This window comes from Cytophagaceae bacterium, assembly GCA_016722655.1.
In the GTDB taxonomy this organism is placed as follows: Bacteria; Bacteroidota; Bacteroidia; order Cytophagales; family Spirosomataceae; genus Leadbetterella.
Window position 1 is genome coordinate 1,953,737 of the sequence record JADKIR010000004.1, and the last position, 16,848, is coordinate 1,970,584.

The following is a 16,848-nucleotide window of genomic DNA, read 5'->3' on the forward strand; positions in this document are numbered from 1 at the left end:
CAAAATTGTTAAATCATCAATCATAAATCGAATCAATCGTTAAATCGTCAATCGCTTGACCGGTTCTCGCAATATTGTTTTTAGTTTTTCAGGAGCCGTTTTCCTGAAATCTGAAAGGTAGATTTCATGATGCAGGCCATTCTTGCCCAAATTTTCTTTTTTACAAAAATCCTGAATGAGTTTAAAACTTTCGGGTTCGGTTGAAAAAGGACCTATGTGCATCATTTGCACACACAAACCTTCATTTATGGTCACAAATTCAATGGCTTTGACCCTTTCGATTCCTTTCTTCTGGCTTATCCATTCTTTGTATTTTTCCACATTATTTTTTTCTACAAAATCGGGCATCATAATCATAAGTTTATACTCCCATTCCGACCGGGGAACTAGTATCGAAGAGTTTTCGACAGTGAGTCCGGGATATTTTTTTTCATCAAAAAACCATAACCCTTCCAGTTTGGAAACTACAAAATCGCGGGGTTTATATGCCGGTTTTAATCCATAGGCCAAACTGTAAAGAGCCTGAATGTCAGCAGCAAAATTTTCAGATGAGGGATCGCCTTTGCCACAGATTTGAAGAAAATTGTATGAGCCAAACTCAACCAGGAAAGGTTTGGTGCCCGCATTGAAGTAATCTTTGTGTTTTTTTGTAAGATCTATCTTTTCCATACCTCTGATTTTTTTATCAAAAGTATGATGACCGAATGTCAACAGTATGTCAGTAGGGTTTTGTTTTTTTATAAATCATACATCCTTTTTCCTTCCAAAAGTCTGTCGATTACTTTATTTATTCTATTGACTTTGGTTTCATCGTTTTTAGCCTCTGCAATCCAATCCACAAAATACCGCTGGTTTGATTCGGTCATAGATAAAAAGAATTTTCTGGCCTCAGGAAAATGCTCCAGGCATTCCATGATTTCATCGGGCACCATGTAAGTGCTTAAATCATATTCCAACCGGGCGAAAACTTTATCTCCTTGGCCTTTGTTCAACTTTTTTCTGAGGTCGGCTTTAAGTGGCAACATCGAAATGCCCTGCCCCATAGGTGCTATTTTGTATCCTTCGATGATCTCATTGTCTATTTTTCCGCGGATTTTGGTCCAACCTCCTTTTGAATATTCCTTATTTAGAATTACTTCTAATTTGATATAAGTCCAGCCACCTTTACCCGGAAACTTTTCAATAACATATTCTCTTTCAGTAATTATTAGATTTTCAGCCATTAAGTCTCAGGGTTACTTTTTCTACATTCTTTTTTACCAGTTCTTTTAGTTCTACCGGTTCAATGATATCTGCCACAGCACCCAAATACATAAACCACACCGAAAAGCCAATAAGGTTACCACTCAGAAAAGTAATTTCTATTTGTTCCCCCAGATCTTTTTGTGAAACAAAACCCATATAATAATGTTGGTCACCCAGATATCTGAAGTGCTGGCGGTCAAATCTGATGACAACTTTAGTCAGATTTTTTTCTGAGGAGGTATTTTCAATGAATGATTGTAACGCCGGATGTTTTTGCTGAAACCGCTCTTTTAGAACTTCACTTTTAATAATCCTGTCCAACCTAAAGTTTCGGTAATCGTTTCTCAGCTGACAAAAAGCCACTAAATACCAGTAATTACCCTGGGCGTAAATTCCCACAGGCTCAATAGTTCTGGTATTTACCTGTAAAAAAGCATTAGTCAGATATTCAATTTTTATAAGATTTTTATTTAAAACGGCATCAAGAATTGTTTTCAACTGAATGTTTTCAGGAACTGAGTCAGGAAGGTATTGATTTTTTACCATTGCAATATGTTCGCCTACATCATTGGCTTTTTCCTGAATTTCTGAACCCAGCACCGCTTTGATTTTAAAAAGACCCGACTGGTAATTTTTGGTGGTTTCAGTGTCAGTCATTTTCAAAACCAATTTTTCAGCAGTAACAAAAGCCATGGCTTCATGCTCAGTAAAATGGACAGGCGGAAGCCTGTACTCCTTCATGAGCCAATATCCAATACCTGCTTCTGACATAATCGGGATTCCGGCATGCTCAAGTGACCTGATGTCACGGTAAACGGTTCTGAGACTGATTTCAAATCGGTCAGCAATTTCCTGAGCTTTTACAATTCTTTTGGATTGTAGTTGAATCAGAATGGCAGAAAGACGGTCAAGTCGGTTCATTGTTTTTAATTACGAATTCAAAATTATTTCAAATAAGGGGCATTTTGGTCATATTTTTTGCCAAATATTTTAGAATTAACTATTTAATTGATTCGCTTAAAAAAAAATTTAGAAAAAATTTAAAAAATGTTTTGGAAAAACAAATCATAAATGTAATTTTGACACTTAATAAAGTTTTTTAATATTTTAACTTGAAATAATAATATAGAATATGTCTAGTCTAAAGGTAACTCTGGGTGAAAAGGAGTACTTCCCATTTATAAAAGAAGCAATCAAATTTGAAGGAAAAGAATCAGATAATCCTTTTGCATTTAAATATTATGACGCAAATAAAGTAGTTGCCGGAAAAACTATGGCCGAGCACATGAGATTTGCTATTTCTTACTGGCATACATTCTGTGGTACTGGTGGCGATCCTTTTGGACCAGGTACAAAGAATTTCCCTTGGGATAGCAATGCCAACAAATTGCAGGCAGCTCATGAAAAAATGGATGCCGCATTTGAGTTTTTTACAAAATTAGGTACAAAATTCTGGTGTTTCCATGATGTAGATATGTCTCCTGAAGGAAGTTCATTAGCAGAATATGAATCAAATCTGGCCAAAATGGTGGAATACGCCCAGGCCAAACAAAAAGCTTCCGGAGCTCAGTTGCTTTGGGGTACAGCAAACCTATTTTCAAACCCTCGTTATATGAACGGGGCCTCAACCAACCCCAACTTTGAAGTAGTGGCTCATGCCGGATTACAGGTTAAAAACTGTATCGACGCTACAATCGCTTTGGGTGGCGAAGGTTACACTTTCTGGGGAGGTAGAGAAGGCTACATGTCGCTTCTGAATACCAAAACCCAAAAAGAACTTGACCATTTGGGACAGTTTCTAAGAACTGCCTCTGAATATGGCCGCAAACAAGGTTTCAAAGGCACTTATTATATTGAGCCTAAGCCTGCCGAGCCTTCAAAACATCAGTATGATTTTGATGCTCAGACAGTTATCGGATTTTTAAGAGCTCAAGGTTTGGATAAAGATTTCGGTCTGAATATCGAAGTTAACCACGCTACATTGGCTGGTCATACATTTGCTCACGAACTGCAAATGGCAGCTGATGCTGGTATGCTTTCATCCATTGATGCCAACCGCGGTGATTACCAAAACGGATGGGATACTGACCAGTTTCCGGTTGATGTTTACGAATTGACCGAGGCCATGTTGGTGATTCTTGAAAACGGTGGTTTCAAAACAGGTGGTATCAACTTTGACGCAAAAACCCGTCGTAATTCAACAGATTTGGAAGATATATTCATCGCACATATTGGTGGTATGGATGTTTTTGCAAGAGCCCTTTTGGCTGCCGATGCTATTTTGACCAAATCAAAATATACCCAACTTCGTGACGAGCGTTATGCTTCGTTTAATACCGGTAACGGTGCTAAGTTTGAAAAAGGTGAATTGAGCCTTGAAGATCTTGCCAAAATTGCCAAAGAAGTTGGTGAACCCGCTCAAATCAGCGGCAAACAAGAGCTGTTTGAAATGATTATTAACCAGTATATTTAATTCGAGAACATATTTGAGGTTATTGGGAAAACCGTGGGAGGGTAACCAAACCGGTTTTTTCTGATGAAAAATTCTTTATTTGTTTTTAATTAATTATTTATTCGACCAGAAAAGTTAAAAAGCTCTTCGGATTTTCCGGGGAGCTTTTTCGTTGTTAGCATTTGTTAAGGATATTTTTTAGTTTTGGGAAAAGATATTTTTGATTTGAAAAAAGGTCTGCTTCTAATTTCTCTTTTCCTTATCAGTTGCGACTGCTTTCAAAGTGCATCCGGAACAGTAGTTGATGCTGCCAGCGGTCTGCCTCTTTCAGGCGTAAAAGTTCAAAATATTGCCGCTTATGACACAGAGGATTTAACAGATCAAAACGGGTATTTTGAAAAGTCAGAAATAGGACCGGCATCAGACTGTCCCGAACTGCTTTTGAGATTTGAAAAAGAAGGATACTTATCCGACACCATAAATCCGGGTACAGGAAAAGGTATTATTATTAAACTAAAGAAAATGTAAATTTTCAAAAAATGATAACCAGGCCATACGCTTCCAATCACGAAGAATTCTTTTTGCGTGCTCCTGAAATTTGCCTAAAAAATATGAGGAAATTACAGGCAATTATCAAAGAAGTTGTGCCCGAAGCCGAAGAAGTAATAAGTTATGGAATACCCACATACCTATATTTTGGGGTACTTTGTGCGATAGGATATACGAAAAATCATGTGGCTTTTTATGCTATGAACAATTCAGGTTTTCTGGAATTCAGATCCGAAATGGAAGGTCTTGATTTTGCCAAAAACACAATCAGATTTAAATTTGATGAAGAGATTCCCGAAATATTAATTAAAAAAATCATAGTTGCACGCCTATTAGAAAACGAAACTAAAATCACAAAAAAAAGAAAAAGATAATTTTTTTGAAATCATGAACAAAAATTCCATACTAAAAAAGTATTTCGGATACAATGAATTCAGACCTCTGCAATCTGAAATCATCGAAGAAGTATTAAATAAAAGAGACGCACTGGTGATTATGCCGACCGGAGGTGGAAAATCCATTTGTTATCAGATTCCGGCTATAATGCAGCCTGGTTTGACTTTGGTGGTCAGCCCATTGATAGCTTTGATGAAAGATCAGGTGGAAGGATTGAAAGCCAATGGTGTGCAAGCTGCATTTCTCAACAGCAGCTTGGCTCCCGAAGAGCAGGATCGGGTACAGTGGGCGGCAAAATTGGGTGAATTGAAATTGCTCTACATTGCACCGGAAAGGATTTTTTCGGGAAATACGCTTCCGTTTTTACAGGAACTGGGCCTGAGCCTGATTGCCGTTGACGAAGCCCACTGTATTTCAAGCTGGGGGCATGATTTCCGACCCGAATATCGCCAACTTTCTGTGCTGAGAGATTATTTCCCTGGTGTACCCGTGTTGGCATTGACCGCCACAGCAGATAAAGTAACACGTCGGGATATCTGTAAACAGCTCAACATTGATGAAGAAAATATCTATATAAGCAGTTTTGACAGGCCTAATCTGAGCCTCGAAGTATTGCCCGGCCGTCAACGTATCAAACAGATTCAGCAGATTATCAGTAAAATGCCCAATACTTCAGGCATTATTTATTGTTTGAGCCGGAAATCAACTGAAAATGTTGCCGAAGACTTAAATTCCCTGGGTTTTAAAGCCAAAGCCTACCATGCCGGAATGGATGCAGCCAAACGCTCAAAAGTGCAGGAGATGTTTATCACTGAGGAAGTGCCCATTATTGTGGCCACCATCGCTTTCGGTATGGGCATTGACAAATCCAATGTGCGGTGGATTATTCATTACAATATGCCTGGAAATGTGGAAGGTTTTTATCAGGAAATCGGTAGGGCCGGAAGAGATGGACTTCCCACTAAGACCATTCTTTTTTACAGTTTTGCCGATGTAATCCAGCGTAACCGCATGATTCAGGACTCCGAAATGCCTGATGAGCAAAAAGAACTCATGAATGCAAAACTTGAGCGGATGCGGCAATATGCCGAAGCCAATATTTGCAGGAGGAGGATATTAATCAGCTATTTCAATGAAGATATAGGGAAAAACTGCGGGAATTGTGATGTATGCAAAAATCCCCGCCGCCAGTTTGATGCCACCGTGATTGCACAAAAAGCACTCTCGGCCATAGTTAGAACAAATGAGAAAGTTGCCCTGACTAATCTTGTGGATATATTGCGTGGCAGTAGAAACCAAACCATCATGAAAGCCGGCTTTGACCAGATTCCGACTTTTGGAGTAGGGAAGGACCTGAGGTCAGAAGTGTGGTATGATTATATTTTGCAATTGCTCAACTATGGAGCTTTTGATATCGCTTATGACGAAGGGCACGTCTTTAAACTCAATGAAGTGAGCTGGCAGATTTTGAAGGGTCATAGAAAAGTGGAGATTTCGGAATATATATCACCTGCTGAGCGTCAGGCAGAGCAGGAAGAAGAAAAACTAAAAGCCAGCCCGCGGAAATCGGATATTATCAGAAATGAGCTGTTTGAAAAACTCAGAATTTTGAGAAAACAAATTGCAGATGCCATGGGAGTGCCTCCTTATGTGGTATTTAACGATGCTACGCTATCAGAAATGGCCCAGAAAAAGCCCATCAGCGAGGCTCAGTTTAAGGCGGTGTCAGGTGTAGGTCAGGAGAAATTCCGGAGGTACGGAGAGGTGTTTATCAAGGAGATTCTGGAATTTATTAAATCAAAATCTGATGAAAAAATAAGCTTACCTAAAGGCCTGACTTATGAGGTCACATATGAGCTTTTCAAAGAGGGCATGAGCATTGAAGAGATAGCCCAGCAACGGGGTTTTACGGCCGGAACCATAGCTTCACATTTGATAAAAATGAAAGAAAATGGGGCTGATATTGATCTGTCAAAATTGATAGATTCCTGGGATCTAAATGCCATAGTAGATGCTGCCAAAGAGTTAAAATATCTGTTTGGAGAACCTTTGAAGCCCATATTTGAGCATTTTGAAGGTAATGTCGATTACGGCAAAATCAGACTGGCTCTCGCGATTTGGCAATCTGATATGGATTAGCCTAATTTTAAATATACTGTCAATCGGTTATTTTTTTTTAACTTAAAAAATAGACCCAAATTTACATTTAGATGATATTTTGTTAAAAATAGAAAAACAACTTATTAAATTCTTTGTGTCGGCTGCCGCCTGGGCCTTCATTTTTTTTCGAAAAAAAACGAAGCAAAAAAAACTGCACCCTGCAAACTCACACACTCAAAATTCTCAAAATCATTTATTTATGAGTTTAGATTTTCTCCTAATGAGAATTTTGATTGTGTTCAAACAGTGCAGGCTGTTATAAGGCCACATTTGATTTGATTTATCCGTTTGACAGTATTTAAATAAGTAATTCTATCCAAAGTTTTCTTTAAAAACCTTTCGGTCCTGTCGTCTTGAAAGTTGAAAAATCTGGCCGTTTTCGAGTTCGAGAAAATGCGTTTTGTTTTTTTGAGAAACCTGCACTACAAAGTCGGAGTTGAGTATTACATGGCGGTTTATTCTTATCAGATTTTCAAATTCTTCCAGATGCTCAAAGTGCTTTAAGGTATATCCCGAAATCAATTTTTTACCATTTTTTAAATAGAAAATAGTGTAATTGACATCTGACTGTAAATACATTATTGGGTTTTCGGCCTTTATTTGCCTTAATATTTTTGGCGTTTTCATCTTATATTTATTTTAGGTGGAAAAAAAATAGTTTATCTTTTGATGTACTTTTGGGTAAAACCCAAAAAACTCATTAGAAAATCGGCTGCAATAAAATTTGGCTTCATACCTATTTCCGAACATCTGTAAACCTATCTCGATAGGTTTTTCGATGCTCGTCATAGCTATTTTCAAACGGAGCCGACCTTTCGGTATTATTTCGCCAGAATGTATATTGAGCTTTTTGGGTTAAAAATCAGATTTACATGATTTTTTGATTTTATTTCAAAATGTAAGTATTAGTAATCAGATTTAAAATGACAAAAAGCATATTTCGGGGCCATTAACACTGTTTTTAACAATATTATTTAGACTTCGAAATATGCTTTTTTGCTAAAGCTTTATAAATCAGAACTTAAACTTATAATTGACTACCAGAACCGGACTGTACTTTTCGGTTCCAACCACATCAAAGTCTTTGAAAGCACCCAAATCAAGAGCATGCTTTTTGTTAAACTTATATCCTACACCCACTTTAGGTCTAATCTGATCAAAACCAGTGCTGGTATTAATGAAAAAGTCATTGGAAATGTAAGGCGTGAATTTAGATTTATTGGGAAACGACACCTCTATTTTGTCTCTGAAATAGCTGGCGTCAAATTCCGTAACCCCGTCGTTGTCTTTGTATTGATGCTGGTAGCGAAGCCTGTTTTCTAGCTTTACAAACCCTAACTTTTTGCCATAACCCAAATCTACATAAAACCTGTGTCGCATTTTATATTCTTTGGTTTCATCTTTACGGCGGTTGGCATTGCGATAATAAGCCGAAATATCAAAACCTAGGGGCAGTTTGTAACCTGCACCAGCCTCGAATAGGTAGGTTTGCAAATAGCTGATATCACCATTGAACCTTGCCTGAGCCGTAACCCCAACACTAAATTTCTTAGTTATTTTCTTTTCTACCGTTATTCCCGACCTCAAACCTACGCCGTCCTGTGCCACTGACTGAAAAGCTGAGAAGATAAAAAATGCAACTATTATTTTTTTCATTAAAAGTAAATATTTGATTTTAATCGTTATAAAAAACCATCATTTCAACGGAATCCTTCAAAAAATCGTATTCCTGGATATCAACCCGATGAATATTAAGTCCGGTGCGGGCACGAAGGTCTGCCAAAAGTTCCTCATTTTTATCGGGTGTTATCAAAGCGATATTGTCGTAAGTAACAAGTTTGGCGTGTTGTTTTTTGATCAAAACATTACTTTCTAAAAGGGCAGTCAGTGCCAAAAGGATGGCACTCATAATGCTGAGGTCATCCCAGCTTCCTTTACTGATGGCTGTGATCAAGCCCAGGGCAATCACCAGAAACAGATAGGTCATGTCTTTGGCCGAGATGTTTTCGGTACGATAGCGGAGCATAGAAAATACCGCAAAAAGCCCGAAAGCAGCTCCCATACTCATTTCAACTTTGTTGAGCAGATAGGTGATAAGAAATATAATGATGTTGAACCCGAAATAGGTCAAAAACAGGTCGGTACGGCGGTAATTTCGGTAATAAATAAACCTGATCAGGATAAATACCGCTACGATATCGACCAGGAAACGCGATAAAAACTTAATGGAAACCTTGTCAAACCATTGAAAAGTGGCGGTTTCAGAGGCCAGCTGTTGCAAAAGAGTCATATTGAGAAATTATTTTTTTTAGATGTAAAAATTTTCTTTTAAACCGGTTAAAACGAACCTCAGGGTAGGTGGTCATTACGCCCAGGCAGTATTTGCTCAATGCCCCGGGTCTGAGCTCATGTTTTTTGAGTATATTTTTTATGGAAGATGCCCCCGCTTTGGGTTGTTTTACCTCAACCACCACCAGCTTTTCGAAATGGCTCACATGATCTTCGTTTTTGAAACTGAGCTCAATATCAATCGTGATTCGCTCCGGGGTATTTTTGTTGACAAGCGTCATTCTTTTATAATGTACCCAAAGGTTGCCTTTCAAATGTTCGGCGGTAAGAGGTGTGGTATTTTCCAGAAAATCGGCTTTTTCGCCTGCTATCGTTTCTTCAAACTCATTGGGCTGCTTGATTCTGGTTTTAAAAGTGCGGCCTTTATTGGTTTTATGTTTAATTTCAAAAAACGACACCCCCGAGCTTACATAATTCCGAAAACGAACCTTGTAGCGGTTTCGGCGACCGGAATGATGGTTATAATACAGGTTAAGGTTGTCAGTATCGTAGTACAGCGTGTCGTAGGTATTGATGCGTTCACCGTTGACTTCCAGTATTTTATAGTATTCCTGTGCTTCGGTTAGGATTTCGGGTAAAAGATGAAAGGGTGCCACATATTTGGTGTCTATACGGTCCATGAGCTTAACACTATCCATTTCGGGAAGCGTAATACGGTCAAACCCGCTCACCTTGATTTTTATTTCAGACAGTATCTCTTCAAAATTCATATTGGTACACTTTGTGTTGGAGCAGTTTACCCGCAGGATCAAACACTTTCTTTTCTTTTTTCAAACCCCTGGAATCGTATTTAAAGACCGCTTTTGTTTTTAGTAAATTGTCTTTCCCATATAACCATTCTTCGGTTTTTTCTCCCAAATTATTGTATTTTATTACTTCCTTACTCAGAACTTTCTGGTTTTGGTCATATACGACTTCTTCGGTTTTTTGTTTGTCGGCATTGTATTTTGCCACCTTTCTTTCTTTTACCTTTCCGTCCTGACTATATTCTGTCATTTCAAGCAAGTTACCATTTTTATCATAGCGTTCAAAACTATCTTTGACTAACGAGCCATCCGCTTTTTTAATGAGTATTGTCTCCGATTTTACCCCCAATTTCTTTAGCTCTTTTTTGGATTGTCCACTTGTCAATGAGGCTATCAATAGCAATGAAATGAGAATTTTGTACACCATAATAATTATTAAATTTCATGTTGGTAAAATCTTCTGTTATTTTTCAAAAACTTAAATAAAGAAGAATGATTTCCGGGCTTGGTCGGTCAGTAAAAGGTTTAATTCAAAATGGTAATTTTTGGTTTTTAAGATGATTACGTTTCCGATGATAGAATTCGTTGCTTTTAATGCAAATATTGTTTTTTTTGAAAATAAAAAAATCCAAAAATACTGTCAAACGGTCAAATATTTATAATTATTAAATTAGGCTTTTAATCTACCTAATGATGATATTTTATTAAAAATAGAAAAACAACCTAATTACAATCTTTGTGTCGCCACGCTGAAGCGAGGCTGGGTCTTCATTTTTGCCAACCGTGGCACCGCTGGTATGCCAGCCCAGTCGAAAAAAACGAATCGGAGAGGCGTACCTCCAAAAAAAACTGCACGGCAACGGCCGACCGCCTGCAAACTCACACACTAAAAATTCTCAAAATCATTTGTTTATAAATTTAAAATTTCGCCTATTGAGAATTTTGATTGTGTTCAAACAGTGCAGGCTGTTATAAGGTCACATTATTTTTATTTATCCGTATATCGGTAATTCAAAAATAAGGCTTTTAATCAGGAATTACCCAGCTTTTTTATGGCATTTACAAAAATATCCAGCTCGGCTGTCGAAGTATAAATATTAGGTGTGATCCGGCAGCCGTGTACGCCCTGACCATCAATTCCAACTGTCCAGATTTTATGCTCATTCAAAAGTCGCTCGGCCAAAATCCCGGGCTTCATGTTTTTAAGGCCAACATTCCCGATTCCACAGGCCGTTTTACCGGAATACGGCGTGTTTATCACAACATTGGGCACATCTTTGAGTCTGTCGCTCCAGTATTCTCTCAGATATCTCAGGCGGGCTTCTTTTCGCTGAATCCTTATCATTTTCAGATAATCGATGGCGTTGAGCAAGCTGAGGTCGGTGTGTACGGCCGGAGTGCCGGTATGATTGAGTTTTCTGATGTCGGTATCTGCAAAACCTGTATCACCATAGATAGGCCACAAGTTTTTTATTTTGTCTTTTTTGACATACAAAAGCCCCACACCCAGCGGAGCACTCAGCCACTTGTGCAGGCTGGAGCCATAGTAATCGCAGCCCAATTCACTGATTTCGTATTCAAAATGCCCCACTGCATGGGCTCCGTCCACTAGCACATCTACACCGTGGAGGTGAGCCATTTCGGTGATTTTTTTGATGGGGAGAATCTGCCCCGTGATATTGATGATGTGACAAACCATCAAAAGGCGGGTTTTGGGAGTGATGGCTGCCTCATACATTTTCACGATTTCCTCGTCGTTTTCGGGATGATTGGGCACCGAAAGCACCACGTTTTTTATACCATATCGGCGGGCCATCAACTCAAAATGCTGCAACATAGAAGGGTAGTCCTGCTCAGCCATAATGGCCTCATCGCCGGGTTTCCAGTCGTAACCAGAGATAACAGTATCCAGTGATTCGGTCGCATTGCGGGTGATTACCAGCTCTTCAAAATCGCAACCTACGACCTCGGCCAGGGCCTTTCTTACCCGCTCGTTGTCAGGAAAGCGGCTGTTTCGCATGTAATACGAGCCCAGGAGGTTGCACTCTTCCACATTTTTGAAAAAAGCCTCTTTGATGGGGACTGGCGTGATGCAATAGTACCCGTTTTCGAGATTAATAAAATCGGGATTGAGTTTATAGTCCTTTCTGATTTTTGCCCAGAAATCCTCATTCTTTGCCAATTTTAGCGGCTCAGTTTCTTTGTGCTGAGTGATAGCATTTTCAAATTCGCGGCTAAATACCGGAGCTGAAATGGCACTTAGGCCCATAGTTTTCAGAAATTGGCGTTTGTTCATATAAAAGGGCAGGTTTTTAGGGCAATTTAAGAAAAAACCCTACACATTCCACCAATAGGTAAATTTCAGTACAATCGCACGGTTTTTAGCTATAAAGCTGTCTGCGTAGTAGTTATCGGTATAAACCAGATACAGGTCAGAGGCCGGGCTATATCGCCACTGGAAGCGGGCGTTTACATTGAAATTGTTGGTTTGGCTGTTGTACTGCATAAAATTGGTAAAAAACAGCTTATTGGTAAACGTCACATCAATTCTGGGGCCTATCAACCATAGATTATGCTTGCTGTTGAGCAGTTTTTCTGACAGTCGCTGGTCTTCAAAAAATGTCAATCTGTTGAGCGAACTTCTGAACGCCACCGCTACATAAGGCTGAAACCTGTAAGCCAGTTCGCCCTCCAGCCGGAGTCTTTTGCCATCGGCATAATACCCACCGTACCGGGTCTGGAACGAATATGTAAACAGAGCCTGCGGCTTGGAGGCAAAGACCGTACCCCAGGATTTCCAGCGATGCACCTGCCCTGAGTCGAGAATAAAGCCTTTGTAGCCGGTCGGGTCAAAGTCGTTGTTGAGCTTCACGTAGTCAGTAGCAGTCCAGATCGAAAACGTAGCCTGTGACCTCAAATTGAGCTTATAACCTATCACATTGGTGTTTTCCTGGGTATCAAACAAGCCTTTGTTGAGATATAACGAAACCATGGCATTGGGGCCATGAGAAAGAATCCTGGAGCCTTTCGGGAAAAACAAATACTCGGCAGTAGGTAAAAAGTAAACATAATTTTTCCTTCGTATAAATCCCACTTCATCGCCGGCCACTTTTCTGTCCACATTTTCATAAGTCATACCCAGCGTGTATTCTTTACGCAAATAGGCGATATTGACCGAGCTCACATTGTTGTTTTGGTTAATATCGGGCGAAAAAGTCTTCAGCCAGAAGGCCTTTCCCTGCCAGCGGTTGTCGGCTGATGCCAGATAATACTCCAGGCCGGTGGTGCGATTGTAGGGAGCAATCTGCAGATTATCAGGGGTTTCTTTTTGTGAGGAAGACTCCCTGTCCACATAAATGCCACCGACATAAGACCGTTTAAAAACCTTTCTTTGCAAAGAAATCACGCTGTACATGGAGCCGGTTTCTCCTTCGGTGTTTTTGCCTGTGAGCATGTTCATGGCACCCACCCGCCAGTTGGAATTGATCTTTCCGCTGATTTTTGAGCCATAATAAATGGGGGCATCGAGACCCACTCTTCTCGAAAAGAAAGGTCGTAAGTTTGATGAACCGAAATTGTTAAAAATATCTCCGTTTTCGATAAAAAACTGCCTTCTTTCGGGGAAAAATAACTCAAAACGGTCGAGGTTGGTTTGCTGTACATCCACTTCCACCTGCGAAAAATCAGGCATCACCGTGAGGTCAAGATTGAGCGAGGAGGTAAGCCCCACTTTGGCATCAAAACCCACACCCGGGTCAAATTTTGTATCCTTTCCGGTCGAAAAATCTTTGCTGGTTCCGGAATATACAAAGGGTATCAGACTGATATTGGCTCCGGGTGATGGGGGAGGAGTGTCCCAAACCAGGTTTCCGGTAAACGCCAGAGAGGCCGTAGGAAATTGTCGGGGAATGGGCGTCCAGCTTGATTTTTCGGTGGTTTTAAGGTCCAGTCGGCTGAAATTCAGCCCCCAGCTTTTTTCGCCTTCTTTATATCTCAGTGTTTTGAAAGGAATAGCCGCTTCCCAAACCCATTTTCCATCATCAAAACCAACTTCTGACTGCCATTTATTGTCCCAGCTGAGATTGATTGCACTGCCGTTTGACATGAGTCCATCCCACTGTCCACCCCGGGCATTGGAGCCAAAAGAGAAGCCGGTAGTGAGGTCATTAAAAGTGTCAAAAAACAATAAGTCGTTGTCATTTCGTCCAAAATTCCAGTCTCGTTTCATCGATTCCACCATATTGGAGCCTTTGAAATGGTTGTAATTGATAAACAGCAGATAGAGGTTTTTATCGTCGTAGGTAAACATCACGTCGGTCTTGACAAAAGCTTTTGAGGTATCCATTGGCAGCACCTGGAAAAAGTCGGTGGCAATCTGGCACTGTTTCCAGATAGCTTCATCGGCTTTTCCGTCAATTTTTATGGATTGATTGGTTTTTTTGATATAATAGTTAAAATCGTTGTTCTTTTTTTGAGAAAAGGCAAGAAAAACTGACAGCAAGAGCCAGAACGATAAAGTGATTTTTTTGAACATTTATAGGGTAATTATTAGTAGTTTTGTCGAAAATTTCAAAAATACAAAAGTAGCTTATTATTCTTAATCAAGGACACACCTTATCTTTTGAATCCCGGATTTTATCTACTTTTTTAAAATTATTTAATATTATGCAAATATCTGATAAAAAAGTAGTTACCATTTCGTATGAATTGTACATCGAAAGTCCTGAAAATGAGTTTGAAATAGTAGAAGTAGCCGGTGAAGATGCTCCTATGGTTTTCCTTTTCGGACACAGCGGTTTACCCGGCGATTTTGAAAACCAGCTTTCAGGTAAATCAGAAGGTGATGAGTTTGATTTTGTGTTGGAGCCACAGGCAGGTTTCGGGGAACTTAACGAGGAAGACATCGCCGATTTTCCTTTGGACATGTTTAAAATAGAAGATGGTGAAGTGCCTGCCAATATGTTGGATTTGGGCAACTTTATTCCGTTTACCAACGAAGACGGCAGTAAAATTACGGGTAGGGTACATTCCGTTGATGAACAGACCGTTAGGGTTGATTTTAATCACCCATTGGCCGGAAAAACGCTCAAATTTGAAGGTAAAGTATTGAGTATAAGAGAAGCCACACCTGAAGAAATCGACCATGGCCACGTGCATGGCGAAGGTGGGCATCAACATTGATTGAAAAGATAAAAAAAGAGACCAAAAGATAAAAATCTGTTTGGTCTCTTTTGGTAAATAATACTCCAAAAACTTATTGTCCTATATTCTGAATCATAGAATCGTCATTGTTGTTGTTGCCAATTCCTTTTGGATTAGGGCCATATTCATTTTCGCCGTCTTGACTGTTGGTAACTAATAATACCAGTAACCAAATAATACCAGCCACAGGAATCAAAAATACCAAAAAATACCAGCCACTTTTGCCAATATCGTGCAATCTTCGAACAGCAACTGCTAAACTAGGAATCAGAGAAGCAAGGCTATATAATACGGATACAAAATACATAAAATACATTCCTTCCCCATGGAACATCATTCCCATCAATCCATATGAAATAATAATATTAAATAAAGTAAAATACCAATATTCACTTCTGCGGGCTCTCCCTTCAAAATCGGCGTAGTGAAATCTAAATGCGTTGAGATAATAATTAAATGCCATAATTGTTTTATTTTAGAGGTTTTCCTATTTGTAAGGCTTTTCGGTTCCGCCATTTTGATTTATAAACAATACAAATTAAAATCAAGATTCATTACCAATCTGACTTATCAGATCGTCTTCAGTTTCGCCATTGATTCCGTATGGATTTGGACCATATTCGTTTTCTCCGATTTCACTTTCTCTTACTGCAAGTATTATATTCCAGATAGGAACAATGTAATTAACTCCACTTTTCCCACTGTCATGCATGCGTCTGAAACCAACGGCCAGGGAGGGCAAAAATGCGATTAACCTATAGCCAATATTGAAAATGCCATAATTGCCATCAGGAGAATACGTTTCGAACATTTGGTCTATATATGGGGTCAGTAACGAAACAAACAGGTGAAAAAAGAAAAAATTCCAGAATTCGGCACGACTGGCCCGGCCGTCAAAGGTTGCGTATCGGGCAAAGCCCCCAAAATAGTATTTTATATTCATGTGATTTAAAAAAATTAGTTACTCTTCTATGGATACCCGGTTGTAATCACTCAGTAAGTCTTTCAAAAATTGAATGTCATTGTCCTGTGTTTCTATATTCAAAATTTCCTTTACTCGTTTTGACAATTTTGATGCCAACTGATAATCAATGTTTTTCTCAGATTTTTCCATCAGATTCTGAATGATCGTCATGTCTTTATCAGAGAGTTTTATTACCTGCGGATATTTGATCTGATAATTTTGGCGTTTGTTGGCATAAGCATAAATCGTATCTTCTATACTAAAGTGATTTTCTCTTGTACTTACAATATAAGTTCCGGCGGCAAGATCACCGAGGCGTTGTTGATTTTTAGTATTTGTGATGGCTATAATCCCCACGGCTGGACTGAAAACTGAAAGGCCTGCAAAAAGAGGAGAAACTAAAATCAGAATCATAAAAATGTAACCATCGGCCAGCAGAAACATCCATCTTACCGCACATTGGCTGAATGAGGGCACACTTCCGTCGTTACCGATTACTTTGATTTTCATGGCCATTTTGCCTAAAGTCTGGCCTTTTAGAAGCCACTCAGATAATAATGTATAAAAATATAAAGGGATAAAAGCCAAAAAACTCAAAATGTAGTTGGAAGAAAAAATGTCAAACCGGAAGGTTTGGGTGATAAGAAAAAAGTAACCGATTTTAAAACCCCAGTCAATTACATAAGCTGCTACACGACTTCCAAAACCTGCGAGATTAAAATTCAGGTCAATATTTAAAAAAGTTGGAATATTTATTGTATTCATTTTGTAAGTTTATCAGGAAA

18 protein-coding genes are annotated in these 16,848 nt (G+C 39.2%); 5 read left to right on the forward strand and 13 right to left on the reverse strand.

All coding sequences use genetic code 11. The features are described 5' to 3' along the window. Positions 1-39: 39 nt before the first annotated feature. From IPP61_08930 to IPP61_08940, 3 genes are all read right to left on the reverse strand, one after another. Entirely contained in the window at positions 40-669 is a 630-nt protein-coding gene (locus tag IPP61_08930) for a GyrI-like domain-containing protein (GenBank protein ID MBL0325289.1), read from the reverse strand. 68 nt (positions 670-737) lie between these two features. Next, entirely contained in the window at positions 738-1,223 is a 486-nt protein-coding gene (locus IPP61_08935) for a DUF1905 domain-containing protein (GenBank protein MBL0325290.1), read from the reverse strand. Further along, positions 1,216-2,166 carry a YafY family transcriptional regulator gene (locus tag IPP61_08940; protein ID MBL0325291.1) on the reverse strand — a complete coding sequence of 317 codons (951 nt, stop codon included), beginning with the start codon at positions 2,164-2,166 and terminating at the stop codon, positions 1,216-1,218. Before IPP61_08940 ends, IPP61_08935 begins: the two co-directional genes overlap by 8 nt. Positions 2,167-2,377: 211 nt before the next feature. Here IPP61_08940 and xylA point away from each other — a divergent pair, with 211 nt between their 5' ends. The 4 genes from xylA (at position 2,378) to recQ (ending at position 6,781) form a co-directional block, all read left to right on the forward strand. Further along, positions 2,378-3,718 carry a xylose isomerase gene (gene xylA, locus IPP61_08945; protein MBL0325292.1) on the forward strand — a complete coding sequence of 447 codons (1,341 nt, stop codon included), beginning with the start codon at positions 2,378-2,380 and terminating at the stop codon, positions 3,716-3,718. Positions 3,719-3,922: 204 nt separating this feature from the next. Continuing rightward, on the forward strand, positions 3,923-4,225 hold the full coding sequence (locus IPP61_08950; GenBank protein ID MBL0325293.1) for a hypothetical protein: 303 nt from the start codon (positions 3,923-3,925) through the stop codon (positions 4,223-4,225). Positions 4,226-4,236: 11 nt separating this feature from the next. Continuing rightward, positions 4,237-4,620 (forward strand): DUF1801 domain-containing protein, encoded by a 384-nt coding sequence (locus tag IPP61_08955; protein ID MBL0325294.1) that lies wholly within the window; start codon positions 4,237-4,239, stop codon positions 4,618-4,620. Positions 4,621-4,633: 13 nt separating this feature from the next. Beyond that, on the forward strand, positions 4,634-6,781 hold the full coding sequence (gene recQ, locus IPP61_08960) for a DNA helicase RecQ (GenBank protein MBL0325295.1): 2,148 nt from the start codon (positions 4,634-4,636) through the stop codon (positions 6,779-6,781). Positions 6,782-7,114: 333 nt separating this feature from the next. Here the strand turns inward: recQ and IPP61_08965 are convergent, their stop codons facing one another. From IPP61_08965 to IPP61_08995, 7 genes are all read right to left on the reverse strand, one after another. Then, a complete protein-coding gene (locus tag IPP61_08965) occupies positions 7,115-7,429 on the reverse strand; it encodes a LytTR family transcriptional regulator (GenBank protein MBL0325296.1) in 315 nt (104 codons plus the stop codon). Between the two features lie 387 nt (positions 7,430-7,816). Then, positions 7,817-8,458 (reverse strand): DUF2490 domain-containing protein, encoded by a 642-nt coding sequence (locus IPP61_08970; GenBank protein ID MBL0325297.1) that lies wholly within the window; start codon positions 8,456-8,458, stop codon positions 7,817-7,819. A 19-nt stretch (positions 8,459-8,477) separates the two neighbouring features. Beyond that, a complete protein-coding gene (locus IPP61_08975; GenBank protein MBL0325298.1) occupies positions 8,478-9,092 on the reverse strand; it encodes a DUF4956 domain-containing protein in 615 nt (204 codons plus the stop codon). After that, positions 9,064-9,861, reverse strand: a complete 798-nt coding sequence (locus tag IPP61_08980) for a polyphosphate polymerase domain-containing protein (protein MBL0325299.1) — start codon at positions 9,859-9,861, stop codon at positions 9,064-9,066. The genes IPP61_08975 and IPP61_08980 overlap by 29 nt, the downstream gene beginning before the upstream one ends. Further along, entirely contained in the window at positions 9,851-10,324 is a 474-nt protein-coding gene (locus tag IPP61_08985) for a hypothetical protein (protein MBL0325300.1), read from the reverse strand. Before IPP61_08985 ends, IPP61_08980 begins: the two co-directional genes overlap by 11 nt. A gap of 603 nt (positions 10,325-10,927) precedes the next feature. Further along, positions 10,928-12,193, reverse strand: coding sequence for an aminotransferase class V-fold PLP-dependent enzyme (locus IPP61_08990; protein ID MBL0325301.1), 1,266 nt, complete (start codon positions 12,191-12,193; stop codon positions 10,928-10,930). 39 nt (positions 12,194-12,232) lie between these two features. Next, a complete protein-coding gene (locus IPP61_08995) occupies positions 12,233-14,431 on the reverse strand; it encodes a carbohydrate binding family 9 domain-containing protein (GenBank protein MBL0325302.1) in 2,199 nt (732 codons plus the stop codon). A gap of 131 nt (positions 14,432-14,562) precedes the next feature. Here IPP61_08995 and IPP61_09000 point away from each other — a divergent pair, with 131 nt between their 5' ends. Further along, the gene (locus IPP61_09000) at positions 14,563-15,078 is read left to right on the forward strand and encodes a peptidylprolyl isomerase (protein MBL0325303.1); all 516 of its coding nucleotides are present in this window, start codon (positions 14,563-14,565) and stop codon (positions 15,076-15,078) included. A 73-nt stretch (positions 15,079-15,151) separates the two neighbouring features. Here the strand turns inward: IPP61_09000 and IPP61_09005 are convergent, their stop codons facing one another. The 3 genes from IPP61_09005 to IPP61_09015 form a co-directional block, all read right to left on the reverse strand. Beyond that, on the reverse strand, positions 15,152-15,562 hold the full coding sequence (locus tag IPP61_09005; protein MBL0325304.1) for a DUF805 domain-containing protein: 411 nt from the start codon (positions 15,560-15,562) through the stop codon (positions 15,152-15,154). Positions 15,563-15,643: 81 nt separating this feature from the next. Beyond that, entirely contained in the window at positions 15,644-16,042 is a 399-nt protein-coding gene (locus IPP61_09010) for a DUF805 domain-containing protein (GenBank protein MBL0325305.1), read from the reverse strand. Positions 16,043-16,060: 18 nt separating this feature from the next. Beyond that, positions 16,061-16,828, reverse strand: a complete 768-nt coding sequence (locus IPP61_09015) for an RDD family protein (GenBank protein MBL0325306.1) — start codon at positions 16,826-16,828, stop codon at positions 16,061-16,063. Positions 16,829-16,848 lie beyond the last annotated feature (20 nt).

Coding starts and splice junctions, on each gene's coding strand:
- IPP61_08980 (MBL0325299.1), bottom strand. CDS start 9,861: ATGAATTTTGAAGAGATACTGTCTGAAATAAAAATCAAGGTGAGCGGG.
- IPP61_09015 (MBL0325306.1), bottom strand. CDS start 16,828: ATGAATACAATAAATATTCCAACTTTTTTAAATATTGACCTGAATTTT.
- IPP61_08955 (MBL0325294.1), top strand. CDS start 4,237: ATGATAACCAGGCCATACGCTTCCAATCACGAAGAATTCTTTTTGCGT.
- IPP61_08990 (MBL0325301.1), bottom strand. CDS start 12,193: ATGAACAAACGCCAATTTCTGAAAACTATGGGCCTAAGTGCCATTTCA.
- xylA (MBL0325292.1), top strand. CDS start 2,378: ATGTCTAGTCTAAAGGTAACTCTGGGTGAAAAGGAGTACTTCCCATTT.
- IPP61_08935 (MBL0325290.1), bottom strand. CDS start 1,223: ATGGCTGAAAATCTAATAATTACTGAAAGAGAATATGTTATTGAAAAG.
- IPP61_08985 (MBL0325300.1), bottom strand. CDS start 10,324: ATGGTGTACAAAATTCTCATTTCATTGCTATTGATAGCCTCATTGACA.
- IPP61_08940 (MBL0325291.1), bottom strand. CDS start 2,166: ATGAACCGACTTGACCGTCTTTCTGCCATTCTGATTCAACTACAATCC.
- recQ (MBL0325295.1), top strand. CDS start 4,634: ATGAACAAAAATTCCATACTAAAAAAGTATTTCGGATACAATGAATTC.
- IPP61_08930 (MBL0325289.1), bottom strand. CDS start 669: ATGGAAAAGATAGATCTTACAAAAAAACACAAAGATTACTTCAATGCG.
- IPP61_09010 (MBL0325305.1), bottom strand. CDS start 16,042: ATGAATATAAAATACTATTTTGGGGGCTTTGCCCGATACGCAACCTTT.
- IPP61_08995 (MBL0325302.1), bottom strand. CDS start 14,431: ATGTTCAAAAAAATCACTTTATCGTTCTGGCTCTTGCTGTCAGTTTTT.
- IPP61_08965 (MBL0325296.1), bottom strand. CDS start 7,429: ATGAAAACGCCAAAAATATTAAGGCAAATAAAGGCCGAAAACCCAATA.
- IPP61_08975 (MBL0325298.1), bottom strand. CDS start 9,092: ATGACTCTTTTGCAACAGCTGGCCTCTGAAACCGCCACTTTTCAATGG.
- IPP61_08970 (MBL0325297.1), bottom strand. CDS start 8,458: ATGAAAAAAATAATAGTTGCATTTTTTATCTTCTCAGCTTTTCAGTCA.
- IPP61_09000 (MBL0325303.1), top strand. CDS start 14,563: ATGCAAATATCTGATAAAAAAGTAGTTACCATTTCGTATGAATTGTAC.
- IPP61_09005 (MBL0325304.1), bottom strand. CDS start 15,562: ATGGCATTTAATTATTATCTCAACGCATTTAGATTTCACTACGCCGAT.